Genomic DNA, 15,705 nt, shown 5'->3' with positions numbered 1-15,705 from the left:
CGCACGCGCTTATGGAATGATTAGCCTGGTTGCTTGCAACCAGGCCTAAATATGTTCTAACCAAAATATTTGCTTAACACCAATGCTGCATTCGCTCCACCGAAAGCAAAATGATTCGATAAAGCAATATCCAACCTCTTCGGACGCGCGTTATTTGCCACATAATCTAAATCACAAGCAGGATCTGGGGTATCCAGATTGATTGTTGGTAGCAATAGATTATTTTGCAAACTAAGCGTAGTGGCTATTATTTCCATGGCGCCAGCAGCTCCAATCGCATGTCCTGTCATCGATTTTTGTGCAGTTATTGGGATCTCATAGGCTCGCTGGCCAAAAACGGCTTTAATCGTTTCTGTTTCGATACTGTCATTGAGCGGGGTGCCCGTGCCGTGGGCATTGATATAATGTATGTCATTGGCTGATAAGCGAGCATCATCTAAGGCTGCAAAAATGGCACGTTGTTGTCCTTGGGAATTGGGGGCGGTCACATGAAACGCGTCACAACTTGCACCAAAGCCAACAATTTCCGCATAAATTTTAGCGCCGCGCGCTTTGGCGTGCTGCAATTCTTCAAGAATTAAAATCCCCGCCCCATCAGCAATAACCATTCCATCCCGGTTCAGATCAAATGGACTGCACGCCTTAGCAGGGGTTTCGTTTTTCGTGGACATCACTCTTAATTTACACCAAGCGGCAAGTATAGATTCCCAGACAAAGGATTCCGTTCCTCCACAAATAGCGGTGGACAATCGGCCGTCAGTTATTTGTTGATAGGCTGCACCTATCGCTTCAGCAGAAGAAATACATGCATTAGAAATCGTCGAGTTGGCGCCACCAATACCAAATTCAATTGCAATATAATTTGCAATTGAATTTGGCATGGTGCGCAAGACGGAAAGGGCCGGCATTTTTTTCCATCCCTCAAGGTAAATCGCCTTATACACTTCTTCTGCTTCAGATTGACCTCCCATGCTGGTGCCAATGTAGGTGCCGGCACTAAATAATTCATTAGCATTTAAGCCTGCTTGCGCAATTGCATGGTGCGCGCAATATAAAGCATATTGAGCGGAACGAGGATAGCGCTTGCTTTTATTAAATTGTGGAAGCTCATCCAGGTTAAAATCGGTGATTTCTCCACCAATTTGCGTGGGATAGGGAGATGGGTCGAAGCTTTTGATGCGTTTGATTCCACATTGACCCTGGCTTGCGGCATTCCAAAATGTGCTCAGCCCTGTTCCTATGGAAGATGTTATTTCCATTCCGGTTATGACAACCCTCTTTTTCATCCCTAATCCTTTTATAAAGAAGTATTTTTTCACGCTAATACTAAAGGGGGGGAGAAAACTCTGTCAAGAATTTCATATTCTTAATATTACCTTAATGCTTTTAGTGTAGCATTCCGTTTTATAAAACATAGAACAATACGATCTGTTAGGAACATCGTTATGTCAGCAACTAGAACATTAACTGAATTTTATGGCTCTTTCTTCTCCACCTGTGGTCATATAGCAAGAGGCCCTTATACCTTAATCACTGAAGCGTTTATTGGTTCTGAGCCTGTCCCTGAGGATTATATTTTGGGATTTGCTGCATGCATTATCTTCTCTACCATTCTGCCAATTTTACCGCAAATGTTAATGGTTTCTTTTAGTTTTGCGTGCTGTTTAGCAATTGGTGCATTATTTAGTATGCCGATTACTTATTCTATTGCGGCCTATGTTGATGCACAGGAGAACGATGCTCCCACGTTCCATCGATTTTAATTTCTTTGGTTGTCCGCAATTAACTTGCGGCACTGATTGGACTGGAAATTTGTTTTTGTAATTGCTCTACTTCGATCATCCAATAATCACAAGCATTTTGCGTTAAAAACCCCAAGCGCGTGTATAAGTTAAGTGCTTTTTGATTATGGGTTTCGACATCAAGATTTAAATCGGGTTTACCTTCACTTAATGCGTAGTTGATGCAGTGAGTAATCAGGGCTGTTCCTAATCCATGGCCTTGTTTTTCTGGGAACACGGCAATATCCGAAAGCGTTGCTCCGTGTTCTTGCCAACGTAAATGGGCTTTACCAATCAGTTGGTTATGTTCAAAAGCCAAAATAATCTGATAATTACGTTCACTCAATATCTGCTGAAAACGCGGTTCAAGTTCGGCATGCGTTTTATAAAAACAGGCCTCATCTAACAAACACAATTGGGGTATATCATCTATAGTAGCTGTACGAAAGACGAGTTGCTTTTTCCGATCCAATAACGGACTCAAATTGTGTCGCTCCATATAGTATTCACTATGGCGGTACAAAAAGCCTTGTGTGGGCAGCCAGCGTTCGTTGATATGGGCTGGACATGAAAAAATCACCTTCGCATAGTTATGTTCTTGTACTATAGGTAAAATATGGCGTAGCAATTGTTTCGCAATGCCGTTGCGTCGCGCTTCTGGGTGTACCAACAATGCGATTTCTACAGCATCTTCATAGAAAAAATAGACACTGACAAAACCAAGTAATTGCTCATTTTCGTAGTATAGAGCAATCGTAGGGAGGGTTCTACGCTGTATCAATAAATGCATGTATACATTAGGAACGCTGCCATCGACAGCCTTGCTGATGTTTTTTAGCCGCTCCAAATCATGGAGTTGCTTTTCATTCAATTGATTGGTTGTGCTAATCATGGTTATTTAAATTTATTTGGTTTTTTTAAAGAATAGCATATTGTTCAGATTTTGTAGCCTGTATTCGCATCGTCTAATCTTGGTCTGATGCTTGATTTGAGTGTCGAACCCGAATTAGGGCTGCGTCTAATATGGGCTACAAATTTCGTGAAGGCATTAAAAATGCAGGTTTAATACCGCTACAACAATTTCCATAATAATTAATACGATAATGATAATTTCAAGATTATGGCCATGGCGGTTATCTAAGTAGCCATTAAACATTTCAAAAATTTCATTTAAGGTATCCAGGCGGTGGTTAATTGCATTAACACGGCGTTGAATATGTAAATAACGTTCAAGCATGGCAAAGTGTTGTTCTAAAGTGGGATGCTGCCAAAAATACTTGGGATGATAAAGGAAGTTACTAATTAAATTCATTTCGCTTTTCGCACCGAGAATTTCACCAATAATTTGCTGGATTTGAGTGCGACTGATTTCCATTTCACCGGTATGAGACAGGTTTTGGATCATTGGGTTATATTTTTCAATGAGCGCATCAATAATCATTTCGAAATATTGTAATTTCACCGATTGTGAAAAACCATAAGAAAGACTTAATTTTAATTCATCACTATCATCTTCAATCGTCAGGCAATCTACATCAAAAAAATCATGCGGTTCTATCGTCGTTTTTTCACCTGCTTGGAAATGGAACTCATCATGTACCGACATCGTGACGGGCTTATCCAGCAATTGTTTAATCGTATTTAAATAATTATTAATTTGATAACGCTTAACTCCCCAAGAAACTACGGTTCCATTTTTAAATACGTAGATGGTGTGATCTTGCCCCGTGTTCGAGGTGAGTTTGACGACATCGCGCGTCTTTAATGAAGAAAATTCAGCAGAAGAATTTTTAAAATATGCATCAATACGTGATAAATCAATTGATTTGGCGATACAAAAGCTTAGACATTCCATGATAGTAGTAACCTACGGTATAAAAATGGTGTTCGCTAATTGAGCAGCAGAACATAAGTTAACGAGCGTTCTGGATAATTATACAATAATTTAGCTATTGGGCTCAAATTTTGTTGCATCACTGAGCAGGCAGGCAGTTGGGTGAGTAAAGTTGGGCTTCACATGTTCCACCCAACTTTGCCGTCATATCACTATGACTCGCTATCAGCAGTTTCGCGACTACTATATGCTTTCTTCCGATCGGTTTCACCACTTAACCACTGTGGGCAAACTTCCAAAATCGAAGCAATTCTATCCAGTTGGTCCTTTTCTGGAAGAATGTGTCCAAAGATTAGCGAGTTTGCCAAATGGCGAGATACCTCAAATACTTTGGATACCGCTTTGATTTTTTCCGATAACTCTTCGGGAAAACCTAAAGTAGCTAATTCGCGATTGAACCGTTGCGAAAATACTTTACTGTTCATTTTCTCACTCCGTGAAAAAAACAATATCCAGCATTACGCAAATCAAATGCTGTCCTCACACTGATCTATCAATCCCTGAACCAGCATCAAAGAGTTATAACCCATTTTTTTTTAATCGCAAAGTATTTTTTAAATTGAAATCAATCGGTTATCAGCAACTTATCATTATGCCAAGTAGTTGAGCATGTGCAAACTAGATATTATAAAGAGGATTTTGATTGTTTTTTAACCAGAAGGGGTTTTGTAAAAAAATGGTTTGGTTTATAATATGAGCATAGTGACTTGTTAATTTTCTTTTATTATGCAGATACTCGCAATTTTAGGTTTCAGTAAGACCGGCGCTCATGTAAGTGCTCATGAAGCTCATTTTGGCACTATCGCGTATAATGAACAAGGAAAAGCGCGACACGTAATCTTTAAGAAAAATAAACATCCTGGGCGAATTGGAGAGCAAGCTTCAGAATTAGAAGCATGTTTTACTGCGGTCGCTAATGCGGTCTCAGCCCCACAACGCTACTTAGAGCAAGATATTGTGCGCTCTCAGAACGGTACTATTGCTGGGGTTTGTGCAGAACATGCTGCCCATGCCTTACTGCGTTTACGTGCGACGAACAACGATATTGTTTTTTTACAGGCAAATAAGAACTTTACGTCAAGTGCCGAGGTAAGCGATACGGAGTTTCACCAGTGGTGCCAGGCACATAAACCGATTACAACTGAGGTAAGTGATAATGAGTTCTTGGCTTGGGCTTATGGGACTGATAATGTTGCACGCAACCCTATGTCGGAAAAAGAAAAGGAGACTGCAGAAGATCTGGGCCTCTCAAAAACAGTAAGTAAATGGGAAGAGTTCAAAGTCATTCATGATTCTAAAGAGGCTTTAGAAAAGTTTGGTACCCGTTATTTTAAGCGTTTGCGAGATTATTGGCAAGAACGTCATGATGTCGCTGTAGCTTCGGTGGGTCCATTGGACGAAGATGCTCTTGCAGTTTGTTGCCTGTATGTGGAATCCTTGCTGAATAAAGGCCATCTTTTCGATGTAGATAAGGTGCCAGCTAACCTACGCGAGCATTGCGAATTATTGTCGATGATTTATGAGTGGGAATCATTAAAGCGAAAATGTGATGAGCAATTTTTAACAAATGTGCAGCAAGAGTTTGATGTTTCTAATCACGGTGTTGGCAAGGGATTTAATTTCCTTGATAAGCTGCCTCAGAACTTTTTTGAGAAACTATTGGCTGAAAAAAATGCAGGAAACATCGCAATTGATATGGATTCTTTGGCGGATGTATTTACCACTGCCTATGGACTTGAAGAGGATGATCTGCACAAGGGGAACATTGGTTATTATGTAACCTTGGAAGATGATAAGCCCTGTTTTCACTTTTTTAAAATCGATCATGACCTCTCCTTTAGCGATAAAATGATGTCGACTCGTAGTGCTCGTCTCGCTAATCTAACCTATACCGGAAAAGAATTTCGTATTAATGCCGCTGATTTACAGGGATTCCCTGATTTACGTCATTCAGGAAACCATTATTGGCCAACAAAGAAAGCATTTTTTGTTGCTGGCGATAAAGCCTACCAAAGTTTGCAAGACCGGCTTGCTTATCAATCACTAAAGCATGATCCTGATTTTGAGTTTGCAAAATGGCAACGTTTCTTAAAACAGGCAGTCATTCCTAGCGAACTTATTGGTAAAGGGCTGAAAAAGACTTTAGATGATGCACCGAATACGGCTGAAGCAAAAAGCGCTTTGGCTATGGTATTACGAGCAACCAGTTCACGATTTAGTGAATTGCGAGTCGCGTTAGTGGAAGTACCTGAATTTAGAAAATTTATTCTGGAAAATGAGTCCCAGGCAAAAAAATTCATTCTTAATGAATTGCAACAATACGCCACTAATTTAGGCTGCTCTGAGGACGAAATTAATGCGTACCGAGAAGAGGTAAGCAACTCGTTAAAATCAATCATGAAGGCGAGTATTGCCAGCAATTCTCATACGGCTTTACACACGGCAGTTATTGCCCAAGCTTATCGTTGCTTTGAAACGGGCGAGTATTTTTATTCTGACTTAAATAATAAAGATAGCCAAGGTTTAACTGCTTTAGATCAGGCTATTTCTTACTATGAGCTGTATTCACTTAAAGTCAATACGCAAGACGGTATTGCTGAGCAAAATGAATATAATCAACGTATGCGTACTTATTATGCTGATGTGGTTTGTGATTTAACTCGATATAAGGCGGAGTACACTAAAATGGATTCTGCTGCATTCCAGAAGATGCTTGCCGAAGCAAAACAAACCTGTTCTTTGGGTTTGCAACCGCTGGTGTGCTCCTTGACTGAATTCAAACAGAAGCTGGAGCATATTCGTAGCCAACCAATGGGTACGTTAAAACATGACAAAATGTGCGCCCTGGAACTTTTGCGTAGAGCCCATTTAAGCAGAGATGAGCTAGTACAGTTACATGAAGAGTTACAACCAACAGAACCTGAGGGTGCATTGAAATTTATTAAAGAATTGCGCTCTGAGATTTGGATTGTGAAATACATCCGCGGCGCCTATGGCACCACGGCTACCTCAAGAGATATGCTGAGTTGTATCGACAGTAAAATAGCGGAGCTGGATAGATGTGAAGAACTGGATAGTTTTGTGAGGCCAGTGCTTTAATTCATAGTAAAAAGTTGAGTTTGTAAATAGACCCTATATGATACGCAAAAACAGAGGCAAAATTTCATAGGACATAGATGTTTGGTGTTAATTCAATCACGGGTAAAGCTTTTTTTAAAGATGCAAAGCAGGATGAACTTTTTGTAACCAGCCGTTTCTTTACTTTGCAAGGGGAGGGCCCATACCGTGGCCATCCCGCCTATTTTATCCGATTGGCTAAATGTAATTTAGCTTGTTCTTTTTGTGATACCTATTTCGATTCCGGCGAATGGCGAAGTTTTTCTTCTTTATTAGCAGAGGCCGATGAAGTCATCAGTGAATTTTTTACGCGTCGCGCCTTACCTACGCCTACATGGGCACAGGGGGCAGCCAAAAAAGTGGTTTTGGTTATTACTGGCGGTGAACCCTCATTGCAAAATAACCTGTCAGCTTTTCTTGAGCAAGCGCAACCCCATTTTCAATCGCTACAAATTGAATCTAACGGTACGTCGGTGTTGCCTCATCTCCCAGAGCGCACTACCTTGGTGGTAAGCCCCAAATGCTTAGAGAGTGAGGGCAAAGTAGTTCGTTATCTGGAGCCGAATGTAAACATGTTAGCTCGTGCTGATTGTTTGAAGTTTGTGATGTCAGCCCCAGAGGACAAACGCTATCAAACCTATAGCGAAATACCTCTATGGGCGCATGAATGGGCTGAAAAAACCAATAAGCCTGTTTTTGTAAGCCCTATGAATATTTATAAAAAAGAACCTCAACGTGTAAAAATGATTCGTGATGAAGGGCGCGATCTGACTATGGCTGAGCGTTCCGAAATTAATGAGGTCATTAGTTTTTGGGAGCCTGAGCTTTTAGATTTGCAAAAAAATCAACGTAATCATGAATATGCTGCTGAATATTGTATGCAGTATGGTTTTATCTTGAATTTACAACTGCATTTATTCGCCAGTTTGCCGTAGTTCATGGTAGGTTGGGTCGAACCTGCCATGAAAAAAAGTCCGTCATTGCGAATGAAGTGAGGCAACCTAGGGATCAAGGCTTCGATCGGTTTGATTCTTTCCTTGCTCACATCGCTTTTTTAAGCCAATCGGCGATATACACAAAAGTTTCATCAATGACGGTAATTGCTTGATGATATAAGCGATCAACGTGTTCACGTGCCCCAGTTTTCCAATAGCGCTCCAGATACTGGCAAGCATATTTCATTCGCGCAGTGCCTACGTAAACCGCACCGCCTTTTATCTTATGCGCAATTCGCTCGACCACATCATAATTCTTTTTCGCGAATGCATTTTTCATCTGCTCCACATCCGCGGGTAGTTCTTGGGTAATCATGAGGGTTAGTAACTCTACCAGCATGTAATTTGTACCACAGTTTTTTAGCCCTTGTTCATAATTCAGCAAAGGATGTTGCCCTAATTGAAATAATTCCTCACTACGTGCGGGTAAGTCTGCTTGGATTTTGTTGGTAGAGGGAGAGGTATGGGCAATTCTCGCCGGCACAAATGTTTTTAAGATGTCGATGGCTTGAGTCCGGGTTAATGGTTTGGTCAAAACAGCATCGATACCCGACTCAATACAGCGCTGCCTGCTTTCATCAAGGGCGTGCGCGGTAAGAGCAACAATAGGGGTATGGTGGTCATCATCTTCTTTGCTACGAATTTTTTGCGTAATTTCATAGCCATCCATGCCTTCGCCAAGGCCTATATCCATAAAAATTAAATCATAAACCGTGCGTTCATAATATTCTAAGGCATCATAACTATTGGCGGCGATATCAACCTGACAGGAGAGGTTTGTTAGTAATGCACGCGCTACTGATTGAGCAATTCGATTATCTTCGACAATCAAAACCCGGGTTCCGTTATTTTTTAATATCGCTGTTGCCGGTTCCTGGTGGGTTGGAATCGCAATTTGTTCCTTATCTGCTCCTTGCTCATCATTTAATAAGGATTCTTGCAAAGGAATAATGCAGGTAAAAGAGGTGCCTTTATGTAATTCACTGGCGATGTAAATTTCCCCTGCCAAATCATCAATGAATTGTTTGACTACATATAAGCCTAATCCTGGCCCATTATAAATTCCTTGATAAGATGGGGTTAAACGTTTGAACTGTAGATAAATATCCTGTTGATTCTCTTGGGACATGCCAATTCCGGAATCATGGACTATCAACTTCATAACGAAGTTTCGCCCTTGCTTTTTGGCTAATTCAACTCGGATGGATACAAAGCCTTTATTCGTAAATTTCAACGCATTAGCCACCAGTTCCAGAACGATTCGGTGAATTTTTATTTTATCGCCAATGACAAAATGGGGGAGGTTCTTATCCCAAATAAGGCTAAGTTTTAATTGTTTTTCAAGTGCGCGGGCTTTATATAAGGCTTCAATTTGTTGGAATAATTGGTGCAAATCAAATTTTTTCTTCTGTGCGGGTACATCGCCAGTACTCACACGCCATGTCTCCAAAAGTTCATCCATCAGCCTTAATAATGCATGGCTTGATGCCACCAAATTATCAGCATATTCTTTGATGCGTGGCTCATGGGTTTCGGCTCGTAACAGTTCTGAAAAACCCATGATGCCTGATAGTGGTGTGCGAATATCATGACGCATGTTGGATAAAAATTCTTCTTTTGCTTTATTGGCCACATTAGCATTATGTTGCGCCTCTTTTTCCAAAAGAACGACTTTATTCTGTAATTGCTGAATTTGTGTTTCAAAAGTGAGGTCTTGGCTGTCCATATCCTTGTGCCTTGGTTTGAACTAATTTTTTAATTACTCATTAAACGCATTGTTAATTAATTTATGCGACTAACTTGCTTTCTGGGCAACTACATTAAAAGAAGATGACGCATAAGACAACCCAAAAAGATAAAAAATTTAACGGGAAAGAGAAAGCGCCTACGAATAGGTGTTTCTGTTTAAGTAATGGTCAGTTAGGTTGTTTTTAAAAGAAATGGTAATAAATTTGCAAACAAATAGATCTTATTCACTCAAAATGAGGTATAATGCGGAGCTTAAATTCGAGTCTATTTATATTTAGGAGCAAGAAGCGAATGAAAAAGATTATCTTATTAGTGGTGGGTTTGATTATATCAAGTGTTGCGGCTGCCGAAGGAGCTGGGTCCACAAAATCGATTAATCATACAGTCACTCTTGCAGGACTTCAGCCTGGAGAGGGACGAGTTATTCGCGGCGATATTTTTGAAAACAATAAATTTAAATCAGGTTATTACTTCTGTGCCGGCTCAAATAGTACCGTTTACACTCTGGAATATTTCTTTTCGAAAAGCCAAGAGCCTTTCCATGTCGAGCATTTAACCCGTTTCTCAATTTGCCAAGATGAAACCTTAGCTAATTGCCAAGAGTTCGCAACAGATAAATATCAAACATTTAGAGCACTTGATGGTTATTTACAAAATGATGCAACGCATTCAACAGTAGATCTTTCTCCACTAAAAGCAGCATATCAATCATGCGAACCCACACCGGAGATGGACGAATTAGTGAAAAAATCAATTCACTTAAACGATCGTCTTTTTGCTCATATAGGTTAAACTAGTATTCCCCGTGGCTTGCCACGGGGAGGTTCATTGGGTTTTTCTTTGTTATTAGAAACGAGAGTCAATAAAATAATTACGCTTATTAAATCATTAGGGAGATAAGTATTTCACTATTTCCTTCAGGTATTAAAAATCCATGAATTATTTAGGAGGTTTAACATTCCAACCCAAGCAATCCCAAGTTGCAGACCCAGTCTCGTTCGTAAAAATACAAAGAGCTCCTGTCGCAATTTTAATCGGGTATTGTGCACTAAAGGTGACAAAATCGCCGGTAAGATAGGGAGAAAAACGGGCAATGCCATTACTGGTAACGACTAAACAGGTTTTTCCCTGATGATGTTGGCGTAGATGCTCGGCAAAGTGTTGCCAATTAGAAATGATCTCCGTTGGAGAAACATGCCAGTCATTGGGTACAAGGGCTTGAGCCTCCCAAGCTGCAAGCGCCTCTTTGCCCAAGCGCGTTAAGATCTGTTCTTCCGGTTGATTTTCATCAGGGCCATAGTCGAGCTCATTAAAAATGGACAGGTTTTCCATAGGCAGTTGCGTGCCCATTGCCTGTTGAGCTTGTTCTGCGGTTTGAATGGTACGTTGTAAGGTCGAGGTAAAAATGATGTCAGGGATAAGCTGTTCTTGCTTTAAATAGCTGCCCAGGGCGTATCCTTGGAGTAAACCGCTTTCGACTAAAGGTAAATCGGTAGTTCCTACACGTCGAACCGTCTCCCCTGGAGCAAAGGTGTTACCGTGGCGTGCAATGAGTAATCGTATTGTCATGCTTAGGAAGCCTCTAAAGGTAGTAATTCGCCATGTTGGCTAATTAATGCTTCTGCACGGGCGATATCTTGGGGGCTGTCCACCCCAGACATATTGGCTCGGCCTTGGTAGTCTACGGGAATGCAACGAATATTATAACCATTTTCCAATATGCGTAGTTGCTCTAAGCCTTCGAGCTGTTCAACAGTGCTTTCTGGTAGGGTGACGAATTTTTCCAGCATCGCTAAGGAATAACCGTATAAACCTATATGGCGGAAGATGGGGCTTTTATCCGTTGTTTGTCGTAATTCGGCTTCTTTTCGTAAGGCGGGAATAATGTTTTTACTGAACCAGAATGCTTTTCCGCTTTGTGCGTCAAACACGGCTGTTGTGCCACTAAATGGTGTTGTTTGCTTATTGTGGCGTAATTCATCTAATTGCTGCCACGACAATTGGGTCACTGGAGTAACTACATCGCAAGGTGAGGAGGCAAAGGCATCAATTAAGGCGCGTAAGAAATCTGGCGGCGTTAAGGGGGCATCACCTTGCATGTTCAGAATAAAATCTGGCTTGTGAGGCATTTGCCGTACTGCTTCAGCAACGCGATCAGTACCTGTAAGGGCATTTGCAGAGGTCATCACCACATCCACTTCAAGTATTTGGCAATGCTCGGCAATACGCTGATCATCGGTGGCGACAATAATTGAGACATCGTTTAAGCCTGCTGCCGCGACACGTGAAAGTGCTACAACACGTTGTAACATGGTTTGACCATGAATGAGGGCTAAAGGTTTGCCGGGCAGACGGGTTGAAGCATAGCGTGCAGGGATAATTATAGCAGTATGCATGGTGTAAATTCCAAAAAGCGAATGAATGCCAATAATAGCTTAAACAAGGTTTTATTACTATGAAAGGGAGCTTATCTGAGGCGCTTGTAATCAGGAACTCTGGTTTATCGGCATGAAAAAAACTCCCGTCATTGCGAACAAAGTGAAGCAACCCAGGGTTCCTGTTTCGAACTCCTGGTTTGCTTCGTTACTATGTTCTTCGCAATGACGAAATTTATCTGCTCTAATCGCTTTGTTGTGTAAGCAACCAGGTTCGCCTAGTTACTTATCCTGCGTGGCAAAATAATTTAAATCCAATTCTCTTGCCGCTTTCACATCATCCAAACGTTTCACTGGTAAGCTATGCGGTGCATCTCTGAGTAATTGCGGATTATCCATTGCCTCCTGGCGAATGGTTTTCATTATCTGCACGAAGTTATCCAACTCTTCTTTGCTTTCCGTTTCTGTTGGCTCAATAAGCAAACATTCTGGAATCAATAGAGGGAAATAGGTGGTTGGTGCATGAACTCGGTAATCTAGCAGACGTTTTGCTAAATCCATCGCGCTAACCCCATAGGCTTTCTTCTCTGGATTTAAGGTGAGAATAAACTCATGCGATGCATGGCGTGTTGGATAGGCTGCGGTAAAGCCGATTTTAGTGAGTTCTTTTAATAGGTAATTAGCATTTAAGGTCGCGTATTCAGATACACGTGATAAACCTTCTTTACCTAAAACTCGAATGTAAAAATAAGCACGCAACAAAATACCGGCATTACCCATAAAGCAGGATAGGCGTCCGATACTTTGTGGATAATCCAGCGGCGTTGCCCATTGATAACCGGTATCCGTTTTTTTTACCACCGGTAAGGGCATAAATGGCAATAGACGCGTGCCTACCGCAACAGGACCTGAACCTGGGCCACCGCCGCCATGAGGGGTAGCAAAGGTTTTATGCAAATTAAGATGCATTACATCAAAGCCCATGTCTCCAGGTCTTACTTTTCCTAGAATGGCATTAAGGTTGGCGCCATCATAATAGAGTAAGCCACCAGCTTGATGCACGAGCGCCGCGATTTCTTTAATTTGGCGCATAAACAATCCCAATGTTGATGGATTGGTGAGCATAATTCCCGCTGTTTTAGGACCTAATTTGCTTTTCAATTCTTCCAGATCAATATCACCATCTGCTGCGGTGGCAATTTCCACAATTTTAAAGCCACACATAACCGCAGAGGCAGGGTTTGTGCCGTGAGCTGCATCGGGAATAAGCATTTCATCGCGTGCGGTATCGCCGCGTGATTGATGATAAGCCTTGATCATGGCAACACCGGCAAACTCACCCTGTGAGCCAGCCATTGGGGTTAACGAAACACCAGCCATTCCGGTAATTTCAGCAATATGTTTTTGCAAGTGATACAGCGGCTCTAAAAAGCCTTGACTGTCTTGAGCCGGAGCTAGGGGGTGGCGATTAAGAAAATTGGGCATAGAGGCTGCTTTATGCACGCCACGAGGGTTGTACTTCATCGTACACGAACCCAATGGATAAAAATTGCTGTCAATGGCAAAATTTTTATGGGACAGCCGCGTAAAATGACGAACGACTTGTAATTCAGAGCAGGCAGGCATTCTTGGTGGGTTTTTGCGTTGAAACTCCTCTGGAATAGCATATTTGCTAGGAGCCGTTTTTGGCGCTTGGGCTGCTGCCCTGCGGTTTTCTTGGGATAATTCAAAAATCAACATAATTTGCCTTCCATTTTTTGAATAAGTTCTTTGAGTTCATCTCGATGCATTACTGGCGTGAATTCGATAAATTCATAGCTTGCGATTTCTGCTAAGTAGTAAGGATCTTGTTTAAAGACGGACTCTACATAGGCTCGGTCATTCGTTGCGGCGATAATAATGCCACCGGTACGTGGTTTCATCGGGCCAGAAGCCACCAGCAAACCTTGCTTGTAGTAATAATCTAAAAATTCCCTATGTGCACTAAGGTACTTATCTACCTCTTGGGTAGGTACCAAATAAGTTAATTGAACAACAAACATTTAGGCACCTCGTTTACTCATAATGGTTTGCAATGTGCTGGCATAATGAGCTAAATCTTCTGCAGTACGCATTTCTGTGGCACAAACTACGAGCGTATTTTGTAGTCGCGGGTAGTGTGATTCGAGTGCATAGCCACCAGCAATTCCTGCCGCTGCTAGTTGCTCTAAGACATCGCTAACCGGCTGATTCAACTTAAGCACCACCTCATGAAAATAAGGAGCGCTAAATACAGGCTCTACACCATCAATTTGACTCAGAAGTTCCGCTAATTCATGCGTATTTTGGTAGCAGTGGTTAGCAACTTCCCGCAATCCATCCGCACCTAAAAGACTCATGTGAATAGTGGCTGCGGTAACGAGCAATCCTTGGTTCGTACAGATATTTGAAGTCGCCTTTGCGCGACGAATATGTTGTTCACGTGCTTGCAGGGTTAGGGTAAATCCACGTTTTCCGTCTTTATCTACGGTACAACCAATAATTCGGCCAGGCATTTGCCGTACATGCGCCATCCGGGTACTGAGAAAACCAAAATAGGGGCCACCCGATGCCATTGGTGCACCTAAGGGTTGACCTTCACCGCAAACGATATCCACTCCATGCGCACCCCACTGGCCGGGTTGTTTAAATAAAGCTAAGGCGATGGGATTAACACAGGCAATACTAATTACTTTATTCTGATGGGCCCAATCACTTAATTGATCAACTTTTTCCAGACAACCAAAGAAATTTGGTTGAGCGATTACTAAAGCCGTAATGTCTTCACCGGCATAATTTTCCAGCGTTGCAAGAGCAGTTATTCCTTGTTGCTCATCAAAGGGGAGGGTAACCATTTCAATATGTTGCGTGCTGAGAATGGTTTTAAGCGTTTCTCGGTATAAGGGATGAACGCTGCCAGCAACCAGAACACGGTTTGACTTACTGTGCTTATTTATTCTTACGGCCATTAAAACAGCTTCAGCAAGAGCGGTTGCTCCATCATACATTGAGGCATTTGCCACATCCATACCTGTAAGTTCACAGATCATGGTTTGAAATTCGTATAAAAGCTGCAAGGTACCTTGGCTGGCTTCGGCTTGATAAGGGGTATAAGCCGTTAAAAATTCACCACGGGATGCAATGTCCCACACTGCAGCAGGAATATGATGCTCATAGCATCCTGCGCCTATAAAGCAGATTCCATTATGGTTTTTATCAGCCTGCATGCGTGCTTCGTTTAACATCTCCATTTCATTGAGGCCTGCGGGGATTTGTTGAAAACCTGCATATTGTAGGGATGCAGGAATTTCATCAAATAAAGCCTGGGTGTCACGCACGCCAATGGCTTCAAGCATCTGTTGGGTATCTTTAGGTGTGTGGGGAATATAAGGCATGATTAGTGTTCCTCAACTGTCTCATTTTGATATTCTTCAGCAGTTAATAAATTGTCAATTTCGTTGCGGTCGCTAGGTTTCAACTTAACAAGCCAGCCAGTATGATAGGGGTCTGTATTGACTATAGCTGGATTTTCAACAACTGCTTCGTTGACTGCAGTAATTACACCGCTAATCGGTGCATAAAAGTCTGATGCTGCTTTTACTGACTCCACCACGCCTAATTCATCTCCTGCCTCTACTTTATCACCTACCTCGGGTAGTTCGACAAAAACCATGTCGCCTAATAATTGCTGGGCATGGTCTGTAATTCCGATGATGACTTCATCTGGTTCGTCTTTAAGCCATTCGTGGGTTGAGGTAAATTTTAACTCGTTCATT

Annotated in this window: 15 protein-coding genes; 4 read left to right on the top strand and 11 right to left on the bottom strand. The window is 41.8% G+C overall.

Going from position 1 to position 15,705, the window contains the following annotated elements:
• Positions 1 to 56 precede the first annotated feature (56 nt).
• The gene (locus ACQY7T_RS02675; RefSeq protein ID WP_428411170.1) at positions 57 to 1,286 is read right to left on the bottom strand and encodes a beta-ketoacyl-[acyl-carrier-protein] synthase family protein; all 1,230 of its coding nucleotides are present in this window, start codon (positions 1,284 to 1,286) and stop codon (positions 57 to 59) included.
• Between the two features lie 159 nt (positions 1,287 to 1,445).
• On the opposite strand from ACQY7T_RS02675, the gene ACQY7T_RS02670 reads away from it, so the two are divergent.
• The gene (locus ACQY7T_RS02670) at positions 1,446 to 1,763 is read left to right on the top strand and encodes a hypothetical protein (RefSeq protein WP_428411169.1); all 318 of its coding nucleotides are present in this window, start codon (positions 1,446 to 1,448) and stop codon (positions 1,761 to 1,763) included.
• Between the two features lie 19 nt (positions 1,764 to 1,782).
• Here ACQY7T_RS02670 and ACQY7T_RS02665 read toward each other — a convergent pair whose 3' ends face one another.
• The 3 genes from ACQY7T_RS02665 to ACQY7T_RS02655 all read right to left on the bottom strand — a co-directional run bounded on the left by ACQY7T_RS02665 (position 1,783) and on the right by ACQY7T_RS02655 (position 4,100).
• Entirely contained in the window at positions 1,783 to 2,673 is an 891-nt protein-coding gene (locus ACQY7T_RS02665) for a GNAT family N-acetyltransferase (RefSeq protein WP_428411168.1), read from the bottom strand.
• Between the two features lie 156 nt (positions 2,674 to 2,829).
• Positions 2,830 to 3,636, bottom strand: a complete 807-nt coding sequence (locus tag ACQY7T_RS02660) for an RMD1 family protein (RefSeq protein ID WP_428411167.1) — start codon at positions 3,634 to 3,636, stop codon at positions 2,830 to 2,832.
• 191 nt (positions 3,637 to 3,827) lie between these two features.
• Positions 3,828 to 4,100: a hypothetical protein gene (locus ACQY7T_RS02655; protein ID WP_428411166.1), complete on the bottom strand. Its 273-nt coding sequence runs from the start codon at positions 4,098 to 4,100 to the stop codon at positions 3,828 to 3,830.
• Positions 4,101 to 4,401: 301 nt separating this feature from the next.
• Between ACQY7T_RS02655 and ACQY7T_RS02650 the strand changes: the two genes are divergently transcribed.
• A complete protein-coding gene (locus tag ACQY7T_RS02650) occupies positions 4,402 to 6,774 on the top strand; it encodes a hypothetical protein (RefSeq protein WP_428411165.1) in 2,373 nt (790 codons plus the stop codon).
• Between the two features lie 77 nt (positions 6,775 to 6,851).
• Positions 6,852 to 7,727, top strand: a complete 876-nt coding sequence (locus ACQY7T_RS02645) for a 7-carboxy-7-deazaguanine synthase QueE (protein WP_428411164.1) — start codon at positions 6,852 to 6,854, stop codon at positions 7,725 to 7,727.
• A gap of 106 nt (positions 7,728 to 7,833) precedes the next feature.
• On the opposite strand, the gene ACQY7T_RS02640 is transcribed toward ACQY7T_RS02645, so the two are convergent.
• The gene (locus ACQY7T_RS02640; RefSeq protein WP_428411163.1) at positions 7,834 to 9,513 is read right to left on the bottom strand and encodes an ATP-binding response regulator; all 1,680 of its coding nucleotides are present in this window, start codon (positions 9,511 to 9,513) and stop codon (positions 7,834 to 7,836) included.
• A 314-nt stretch (positions 9,514 to 9,827) separates the two neighbouring features.
• Here ACQY7T_RS02640 and ACQY7T_RS02635 point away from each other — a divergent pair, with 314 nt between their 5' ends.
• Positions 9,828 to 10,328, top strand: a complete 501-nt coding sequence (locus ACQY7T_RS02635) for a hypothetical protein (RefSeq protein WP_428411162.1) — start codon at positions 9,828 to 9,830, stop codon at positions 10,326 to 10,328.
• 147 nt (positions 10,329 to 10,475) lie between these two features.
• Here the strand turns inward: ACQY7T_RS02635 and ACQY7T_RS02630 are convergent, their stop codons facing one another.
• The 6 genes from ACQY7T_RS02630 to gcvH all read right to left on the bottom strand — a co-directional run bounded on the left by ACQY7T_RS02630 (position 10,476) and on the right by gcvH (position 15,704).
• Entirely contained in the window at positions 10,476 to 11,105 is a 630-nt protein-coding gene (locus ACQY7T_RS02630; RefSeq protein ID WP_428411161.1) for a histidine phosphatase family protein, read from the bottom strand.
• Between the two features lie 2 nt (positions 11,106 to 11,107).
• Positions 11,108 to 11,932 carry a 3-deoxy-manno-octulosonate cytidylyltransferase gene (gene kdsB / locus ACQY7T_RS02625; protein WP_428411160.1) on the bottom strand — a complete coding sequence of 275 codons (825 nt, stop codon included), beginning with the start codon at positions 11,930 to 11,932 and terminating at the stop codon, positions 11,108 to 11,110.
• Between the two features lie 261 nt (positions 11,933 to 12,193).
• The gene (gene gcvPB / locus ACQY7T_RS02620) at positions 12,194 to 13,651 is read right to left on the bottom strand and encodes an aminomethyl-transferring glycine dehydrogenase subunit GcvPB (RefSeq protein WP_428411159.1); all 1,458 of its coding nucleotides are present in this window, start codon (positions 13,649 to 13,651) and stop codon (positions 12,194 to 12,196) included.
• The gene (locus ACQY7T_RS02615; RefSeq protein WP_428411158.1) at positions 13,645 to 13,953 is read right to left on the bottom strand and encodes a YciI family protein; all 309 of its coding nucleotides are present in this window, start codon (positions 13,951 to 13,953) and stop codon (positions 13,645 to 13,647) included. Before ACQY7T_RS02615 ends, gcvPB begins: the two co-directional genes overlap by 7 nt.
• Positions 13,954 to 15,324, bottom strand: a complete 1,371-nt coding sequence (gcvPA, locus tag ACQY7T_RS02610) for an aminomethyl-transferring glycine dehydrogenase subunit GcvPA (RefSeq protein WP_428411157.1) — start codon at positions 15,322 to 15,324, stop codon at positions 13,954 to 13,956.
• Positions 15,325 to 15,326: 2 nt separating this feature from the next.
• On the bottom strand, positions 15,327 to 15,704 hold the full coding sequence (gcvH, locus tag ACQY7T_RS02605) for a glycine cleavage system protein GcvH (protein ID WP_428411156.1): 378 nt from the start codon (positions 15,702 to 15,704) through the stop codon (positions 15,327 to 15,329).
• Between the last annotated feature and the right edge of the window lies 1 nt (position 15,705).

Source organism: Legionella sp. (genome assembly GCF_965140895.1).
Taxonomy (GTDB): Bacteria; Pseudomonadota; Gammaproteobacteria; order Legionellales; family Legionellaceae; genus Legionella.
The sequence above is the reverse complement of the archived record's forward strand: the minus strand, read 5'-3'. Positions and strand labels throughout refer to the sequence as shown.